Below are 6,736 nucleotides of genomic sequence, written 5' to 3'. Positions count from 1 at the left end.
AGGCCTCAGCTCACCGTGGCGTGGGGGGTTGCTGCGGATGCCCGGCGGTCGCGGGCGGGGCCGGCGGCCAGGTGCAGGCCCGCGCCCACCGCCCCGACCGCGGCCACGATCATCCAGTGCGCCGAGCCGAAGTACTCCAGCCCGGCGCCGCCCAGCGCCGGCGCCACGAACGACGCCAGCGGGAAGCTCAGATAGAAGACCGCCTGGTACCGCCCGCGCAGCAGCGCCGGCGCCAGCTCCGAGTTGATCGCCGCGTTCGGTGGGGCGGCCAGCATCCCGCCGACCGTCCAGATCGCCGCGGCGAGCAGGTACACCGGCAGGCTGCCGGCCACGGTCAGCACCGCGAACCCGCCCGCCATCACCACCATCGACAGCGCCAGCACCCGGTCCTTGCGTCGCCGGTCGATCACCGCGGGTACGAACAGCTGCCCGAGAACGATCAGCGCCCCGCCGAGCGCGGTCACCAGGCCGTAGTCGCCCGGCCCGAGCCCGTCGTCGTGCATGGCGAGCGGCACGATCGTGTTCGTCTGGCTGGTCAGCAGCGCCTGCAGCACGGTCAGCCCGACGAAGGCCAGGAAGATCCGGTCGGCGAGGACGGTGCGCAGGCCACCCACGGACGACCCGGACCGCACCGTGGAGCCGAGCGTCTCCGGCACCTTCCAGGCGATCACCAGTGCGGTGATCAGAGTGCTGGCCGCGTCGATCAGGAACAGTCCGGGATAGCTCCACCGCGCCAGCACCCCGGCCAGCAGCGACGCCCCCGCGGTGCCCAGGTTGAACGCCCAGAACTGCAGGTTGAACGCCCGCAGCCGATGGCCCGCGGGCACCACGTCGGTGATCGCGGCGACGAAGGCCGGTCCGGGCATCGCCTGGGTCAGCCCGAGCAGCAGGCACAGCCCGGCGATCACCGGCAGCGGCGAGCTGAGCGCCAGCGCCACCAGCACCGCGGTGCAGGCCAGGTGGGACGCGAGCAGGGCCGGGCGGCGTCCCCACCGGTCGGTGAGCACCCCGCCGAGCAGGGTCCCGACCACCCCGCCGATCCCGTAGGTCCCGACGATCAGCCCGGCGAGCGCCGCTCCGGCACCGCGTTCGGCGGTCAGGTAGAGCGACAGGTAGAGCACCGCGAACCCGCCGACCCGGTTGATCAGCAGTCCGGCCCAGAGGTACCAGTACACCGGCGGCAGTCCACCGACCGCTCCGCGCAGCCACCCCCGCACGCGCACACTCCTCCCACTACTGGAAACTTTCCTAACCGTAGTGGGGAGGGGCGGGAGCGCGAAACCGGGTCACTCCGTGGCGTCCCGGCGCGAGGCTGCGGCCGGGGTGCGATCGTCCGGCGGGGGTGCGGCGGCCGCGGCGACGGCCGGGTCGAGGTCGCCGGCCGGCACCGGCGGCGGGGGCGCCAGGTGGGCGATCTCTTTCGTACGCTGGGAGGCCGCGCGTCGCTCCCGGGCCGGACCGGCCAGCAGGTGGCCGGCGCCCGCAAGGGCGCACAGACCGAAACAGCCCAGCCACAGCGCGGCCGGCCCGAACCCCTGCAGGGTCAGCCCGCCGAGGATCGGGGCCAGCGAGGACCCGATCGACCAGGACAGCGAGTTGAGCCCCTGGTACCGCCCGCGCAGCGAGGCCGGCGACAGTGCCGCGACGGTCGCCGCGTTGCTGGGCGACTGGAGCATCTCGCCGAGCGTCCAGATCACCACGGTCAGCGCGTAGACCCAGGCGGAGTGCGCGAACGCGACCAGCCCGAACCCGATCCCGACGATCAGCGCGGCGCCGGCCAGCACCCGGTCGCTGCGGCGGCCCTCGATCAGCCGGGGCACGAACAGCTGACCGACGACGATCAGGATGCCGTTCACCGCGATCACCCAGCCGTAGGTGGCCGCCGAGAATCCGTCGGCGAGCATCGCGATCGGCAGCGTCGACAGGTGCTGCAGGAACACCAGCACGGTCAGCAGGTTGAGCACCAGGTAGACGACGAAGACCCGGTCCCGCAGGCCGGTCAGCATGCCGCCGGTGGGCGCGGGCGCCTTGCCGGCGGTGACCGGTGGCCGGGCCGGCCGGGTCTCGGCCAGGAAGATCAGCGTGATCGTCGCGGTGGCCAGCGTGGTGGCCGCGTCGACCGCGAAGAGCAGGAAGTAGTCGGCCTGCGCGGCCTGGCCCGCGGCGATCGCGGCGAGCGCGAAGCCCAGGTTGATCGCCCAGTAGTTCAGCGAGAACGCCCGGACCCGGTCCTTCTCCGGCACGACGTCGACCATCATGGCCGAGAACGCCGGCCGGACCGCCTCGGCGAACATCCCGAGCACGCCGGTGGCGACGAGGATCTGGGTGTACGAGTGCGCGAACCCGAGGGTCAGCATCAGCGCGGCCGCGCCGAACTGGGCGACGAGCATCGTCGGCCGCCGGCCCCAGCGGTCGGCCAGCACCCCGCCGGTCATCGTGCCGATCGCGCCGCCGACACCGTAGAGGCCGAGGACCAGGCCGGCCTGGCTCTGCGTGAGGTGCCGCTCGCCGGTGAGGTAGATGCTCAGGAAGAGCACCACGAACGAGCCGACGCGGTTGATCAGGGTGCCGGTCCAGAGGAACCAGAACTGCCGCGGCAGTCCACCCGCGGCTTGCCGTAACCAACCCCGCACGTATGCCTCCCCGTAAGCAGTGAAACCCGCTTTGCTCCCTTACAACCTAGGGGATCACGCAATCGAGTTTCCACCCGCCCGGACGCGTGCCGGGAGCTGGAGGAAGATGTGGGTCATGACTGGAACCCTGGTGCTGTTGCGGCACGGCAACAGCGAGTGGAACGCCAAGAACCTCTTCACCGGCTGGGTCGACGTGGACCTGGACGCCAAGGGTGAGGACGAGGCCCGGCGCGGCGGGGAGCTGCTCAAGGAACAGAACGTGCTGCCCGACGTCGTGCACACCAGCCTGTTGCGTCGCGCGATCCGGACCAGCGAGATCGCTCTGCACCTGACCGACCGGCACTGGATCCCGGTGAAGCGCTCGTGGCGCCTCAACGAGCGGCACTACGGCGCTCTGCAGGGCAAGGACAAGAAGCAGACGCTGGAGCAGTACGGCGAGGAGCAGTTCATGCTCTGGCGCCGCTCGTACGACGTACCGCCGCCGCCGATCGAGGACGACTCGGAGTTCTCCCAGGCCGCGGACCCGCGGTACGCCGCGCTGCCGCCGGAGATCAAGCCGAAGGCCGAGTGCCTGAAGGACGTGCTGGACCGGGCCCTGCCGTACTGGTACGACGCGATCGTCCCGGACCTGCAGGCCGGCAAGACCGTGCTGGTCGCCGCGCACGGCAACTCGCTGCGCGCGATCGTCAAGCACCTGGACGGGATCTCCGACGACGCGATCGCCAAGCTGAACATCCCGACCGGCATCCCGCTGCGCTACGACCTGGACGAGAACCTGCGTCCGATCACCGCGGGCGGGACGTACCTGGACCCGCAGGCGGCCAAGGAGGCCGCCGCGGCGGTCGCCAACCAGGGCCGCTGACCGTAGCGAACGATGGAACGCAGGAGGGCCGGGTCACCCCCGTGGTGACCCGGCCCTCCCGTTCCCCCTGCGGTCAGTCCTGCTGAGCCGAGGCCGGTTCCCCGGTGATCAGGTAGATGGTGTGCTCGCTGATGTTCACGGCGTGGTCGGCGTAGCGCTCGTAGAACCGGCCCAGCAGCGCGCCGTCGATCGCGGTCTCCGCGCCGTACGGCCAGTCGTCGGCCAGCATGATCTTGAAGAGTTGACGCTCCAGGTCGTCGATCGCGTCGTCGTCCTTCTCCAGCTCGCCGGCGAGACCGGCGTCCGGGTGGACGAGCACGTTGGTGATCTTCTCGGCCATCTGGTCGGCGACCTCGGCCATCCCCTTGAAGACCGGGCGCAGCTCGGCCGGCACGGCCGGGGACGGGTGCCGGCGAGCGGCGGTCTTGGCCACGTGCTCGGCCAGGTCGCCCATCCGCTCGAGGTCGGCGGAGATGTGCAGGGCGGTGATGGCCCGGCGCAGGTCACTGGCGACCGGTGCCTGCCGGACGATGATGTCGGCGACCTTCGTCTCGACCTGCTGGTGCAGGGTGTCGACCTCGGTGTCGCGCTGGATGACGGACTCGGCCGCCTCCAGATCGGCGGTCAGCAGCGCGGTCGTTGCCTTGCGCAGCGCGCCGCGCACCGACTCTGCCATGGTCACCAGCAGGCGGCTCACCTCGGTGAGATCGGCCTGGAACTCCTCGCGCATGTTTTACAGTCCCGATTGTCGGGGCCGTCCCGCGACTCGGGCACGGCCAGGGGTGTGTGCAGCTCACGCTAGGTCGGCGGGGCTTCCTCAACATGAACGCCGGTGAACGACGCCAGACCTGGTGGTGAACATTATTCGACGCGTGCCGGATTTGCCGCTTTGGCCCTATGGCCCAGGTAAACAATGACCCTACGATCGCAGCGTGGAATGGGTATACGCCGTCGGCTTGGTTTCAGCCGCGCTCGCCGTCGGTGTCGGTGCTGGGCTGGTCATCGCCCGTTTCCGCCGGCCGGCGCCGGGGGACGTGGCAGTGGCCGGTCCGCCGGAGGGGAGAGCTGCCATCGAACCGGACGACGACCGCCCGGCAGGCAAACACGGACTCAAGGGGCTCGGCCGTAAGAGCCTCGACTCGCTGCGGGTCGGCGTGGTCGTGCTCGACGCGGACGATTACCCGGTATTGGTCAACCCGGCCGCGCGGGCGATGGGCCTGCTGCGCTCCGGCGGTGCCCCCGGCACCATCGCGGCGCACCCCATTCTTCGCACGCTGGCCGGCCAGGTCCGGCGCACCGGCGTACGCCGGGAGGTTGAACTTGATCTTCCTCGGGGACGGGCCGGCGGCGCGCAAGCACCGCTCGGTCTGCACCTGCGCGCCGTCGCGCTGAACGCGACGCATGTCGCCGTCGAGGCGGCCGACGTGACCGAGTCGCACCGGCTGGCCCGGGTCCGGCGGGACTTCGTGGCCAACGTCAGCCACGAGCTGAAGACCCCGATCGGCGCGCTCCAGCTGCTCGCCGAGGCGCTGCTGGACGCGACCCAGCTGCCCGAGTCGGTGCCCGAGGCGCAGTCCGAGGACCTGATGGCCGCCCGCCGGTTCGCCGAGCGGATCCACCACGAGTCGGCCCGGATGGGCCGGCTGGTGAGCGAGCTGCTCGAGCTGACCCGGCTGCAGGGCGCCGAGCCGCTGCCCAGCCCGGAGCCGGTCGCCCTGGACTGGGTGATCGCCGAGGTGCTCGACCGGACCAGGACGACGTCCTCGGCCAAGGGCATCGAGGTCGTGCACACCGGGCCGAAGGGCCTGATGGCGTACGGAAGTGACAGCCAGTTCGCCACCGCGGTGACGAACCTGGTGGAGAACGCCATCGCCTACTCCGGGCCGGACACCAAGGTCGAGGTGACCGTCCGGCAGGAGAATGAATGGATCGAGATCGATGTCGAGGACCAGGGCATCGGCATCTCGCCACAGGACGTGGAGCGGGTCTTCGAACGGTTCTACCGAGCCGATCAGGCCCGGTCCCGGGCGACCGGCGGGACCGGACTCGGCCTCGCCATCGTCAAGCACATCGCCACCAATCACGGTGGTCGGGTGGACGTGACCAGCGCCCTCGGCGACGGTTCTACGTTCACCTTGCGCCTACCGGCGCGCCCTCCGGAATCCCCCTCGCCGTCATCGACGGCAACTGAGATCGAGTCCGGTGTGGCCGGGCGTTGACCCGGCCACCGACGACGGAAGGAACCACATTGGCCCGCGTGCTCGTGGTCGAGGACGAGGAGTCGTTCTCCGACGCCCTGTCGTACATGCTGCGGAAGGAGGGCTTCGAGGTGTCGGTCGCAGCGACCGGAACCTCGGCGCTCACGCAGTTCGACCGGACCGGTGCCGACATCGTGCTGCTCGACCTCATGTTGCCCGAGATGTCCGGCACCGAAGTGTGCCGCCAGCTCCGGCAGCGATCCGCTGTCCCGATCATCATGGTCACCGCCCGGGACAGCGAGATCGACAAGGTGGTCGGCCTGGAGATCGGCGCCGACGACTACGTCACCAAGCCGTACTCGCCGCGCGAACTCGTCGCCCGGATCCGCGCCGTGCTGCGTCGCCAGGGCGGTGAGGCCGCCGAGGTGAGCACGCCGACGCTGGCGGCCGGACCGGTCCGGATGGACGTCGAACGGCACGTGGTGACGGTCGACGGCGCCGGCGTGCAGCTGCCGCTGAAGGAGTTCGAGCTGCTCGAGCTGCTGCTGCGCAACGCCGGCCGGGTGCTGACCCGCGGCCAGCTGATCGACCGGGTCTGGGGCGCCGACTACGTCGGTGACACCAAGACCCTCGACGTGCACGTCAAGCGCCTGCGCTCCAAGGTCGAACCGGAGCCGAGCGCGCCGCGCTACATCGTCACGGTCCGAGGATTGGGCTACAAGTTCGAGCCCTGATGGCCCCGCTTCGCTCGGTGGGCTGGGGTCAGATCTCTGCGGTGCGGGTGCTCTATTGCCGTCCGTCCTGAATTGGGTCGCCGGGGTTTGTCGGCCGGGCGGCGGGGTGGCTGCGTTGGCTTGCCAGGCGGCGGCCGCGTGGGGTCACGGTCCGCTGCGCCGGTCGCCATCCGCGGCCGGGCACGGCCGTCCCAGCAGATGGGCGGCCGGTCCCGGTCTATGGTCCGGCGCGAGCATTCCGGCGCGTTCCGAGCCCATGGTACGACGGTAAGTCCGCAATGTCCGCCTCTCGAGCCGGCGTGCGGCACC

6 protein-coding genes are annotated in these 6,736 nt (G+C 70.9%); 3 read left to right on the top strand and 3 right to left on the bottom strand.

The features are described 5' to 3' along the window. Positions 1-5 precede the first annotated feature (5 nt). Both Apa02nite_RS36975 and Apa02nite_RS36970 read right to left on the bottom strand, forming a co-directional pair. Positions 6-1,217 (bottom strand): MFS transporter, encoded by a 1,212-nt coding sequence (locus Apa02nite_RS36975; protein WP_203829178.1) that lies wholly within the window; start codon positions 1,215-1,217, stop codon positions 6-8. A gap of 69 nt (positions 1,218-1,286) precedes the next feature. Beyond that, complete coding sequence (locus Apa02nite_RS36970) at positions 1,287-2,633, bottom strand: MDR family MFS transporter (RefSeq protein WP_203829177.1); 1,347 nt, start codon at positions 2,631-2,633, stop codon at positions 1,287-1,289. A gap of 115 nt (positions 2,634-2,748) precedes the next feature. Here Apa02nite_RS36970 and Apa02nite_RS36965 point away from each other — a divergent pair, with 115 nt between their 5' ends. Further along, positions 2,749-3,495, top strand: coding sequence for a phosphoglyceromutase (locus Apa02nite_RS36965; protein WP_067697682.1), 747 nt, complete (start codon positions 2,749-2,751; stop codon positions 3,493-3,495). 73 nt (positions 3,496-3,568) lie between these two features. On the opposite strand, the gene phoU is transcribed toward Apa02nite_RS36965, so the two are convergent. Further along, positions 3,569-4,225: a phosphate signaling complex protein PhoU gene (gene phoU, locus Apa02nite_RS36960; RefSeq protein ID WP_203829176.1), complete on the bottom strand. Its 657-nt coding sequence runs from the start codon at positions 4,223-4,225 to the stop codon at positions 3,569-3,571. Positions 4,226-4,427: 202 nt separating this feature from the next. Between phoU and Apa02nite_RS36955 the strand changes: the two genes are divergently transcribed. Together Apa02nite_RS36955 and Apa02nite_RS36950 are read left to right on the top strand one after the other, a co-directional pair. After that, a complete protein-coding gene (locus Apa02nite_RS36955) occupies positions 4,428-5,714 on the top strand; it encodes a sensor histidine kinase (protein ID WP_203829175.1) in 1,287 nt (428 codons plus the stop codon). 29 nt (positions 5,715-5,743) lie between these two features. Continuing rightward, positions 5,744-6,427 (top strand): response regulator, encoded by a 684-nt coding sequence (locus tag Apa02nite_RS36950; RefSeq protein WP_067697652.1) that lies wholly within the window; start codon positions 5,744-5,746, stop codon positions 6,425-6,427. Positions 6,428-6,736: the final 309 nt, after the last annotated feature.

The organism is Actinoplanes palleronii, from assembly GCF_016862315.1.
Lineage (GTDB): Bacteria > Actinomycetota > Actinomycetes > Mycobacteriales > Micromonosporaceae > Actinoplanes > Actinoplanes palleronii.
Note: the sequence above shows the minus strand (reverse complement) of the source record. Positions and strands in the feature narration are given on the sequence as shown.